The sequence below is a fragment of the Streptosporangium sp. NPDC005286 genome, assembly GCF_040607515.1.
Classification (GTDB): Bacteria; Actinomycetota; Actinomycetes; order Streptosporangiales; family Streptosporangiaceae; genus Streptosporangium.
In genome coordinates this window covers 1-1,192 of record NZ_JBEXGU010000413.1, presented here as the reverse complement: position 1 = coordinate 1,192, position 1,192 = coordinate 1, and the positions used below count along the sequence as shown (strand labels likewise).

Annotated in this window: 1 protein-coding gene; it reads left to right on the top strand. The window is 68.9% G+C overall.

Annotation, left to right across the window (positions count from 1 at the left end; translation table 11 throughout):
- Positions 1 to 338: 338 nt before the first annotated feature.
- A partial coding sequence (locus ABZU75_RS46485) for an IS110 family transposase (RefSeq protein ID WP_355570025.1) occupies positions 339 to 1,192 on the top strand: 854 nt, incomplete at its 3' end.

The window sequence follows — 1,192 nt, the reverse complement described above, 5'->3', positions numbered from 1 at the left end:
GCTTCGTTCCTAATGACGGTGCGGGCGCGTTCCCCGGTCGGGGGGCGGATGCCTTCTTCGTTCCGGGATCTTTGAGTCCTTCTTGCTGAGACTGGCGCTGTTGCCCAAATGGCCGGACGGAGCGTGCCCGCACTGGTAGATCGTGGTCTGAGCCCGCCTGTGCAGGCCGTACCCCTTCTGTGCGTTGGTGAGCGGTGAGCTCTGAAGCAAGACCGGGGCCTGTGCAGGTCGCTGGGGTCACGAACGGCTGATCGGATGGTAGGCCGCAGAGCCTTGTCATTAGGGCGCCGGGTGACTCCGCCACGGGCAAGAGCACAACCGGATCAGCGGAGGTGACCATGCGAGTTTTCTGCGGAATCGACTGGGCCGAGCACCACCACGACGTCGCGCTGGTGGACGAGAGCGGAACGGTGATCGCGCAACGCCGGATCGCCGAGACCGTGCAGGGCTATCAGGAACTGCTGGACCTACTCGCCCAAGCTGGCGACCAGGCGGACAACATGATTCCGGTCGCGATCGAAACGCCCCGCGGTCTGCTGGTGGCGTGCCTGCGCGCCTCGGGCCGCCCGGTGTTCGCGATCAACCCGCTCAGCTCCTCGCGCTACCGGGAACGGCACGCGGTCTCGCGCAAGAAGTCCGACAGCCAAGACGCGATCGTTTTGGCCGGCATCTTGCGCACCGACATGGCCATGCACCGGCCGCTGCCGGCCGACACCTGCCAGGTCCAGGCTCTGGCGGTGCTGGCCCGCGCCCAGCAGGACGCCGTCTGGCGGGTGCACCGCACCGGCAACGAGCTGCGCTCGGTGCTGCGCGAGTACTTCCCGGCGTTTCTAGAGCTGTTCGTCGGCCAAGACGGCGGGGTGACCTGCCGGGAGGCACGCGCCATCTTGGCCATCGCCCCCACCCCCGCCGCAGCCGGCAGGCTGACCCGGCCGCGGATCCGCGCCGCCCTAAGGCGCAGCGGCCGCGTCTACCACCTCGACGCCTGGACCGAGAAGATCCACGCCGGGCTGCGTGTCGAGCACCTGCGCCAGCCCGCCCTGGTCGAGGAAGCCTTCGGCCATCAGGCCCTGGCGCTGCTGGCCGTCGTCGACGCCACCTGCTCTTGCGCCGCGGCCCTGCACGAAGCCGCCGTCACCGCGTTCCGCTCCCACCCCGACTACGAGATCATCACCAGTTTCCCCGGCCTGGG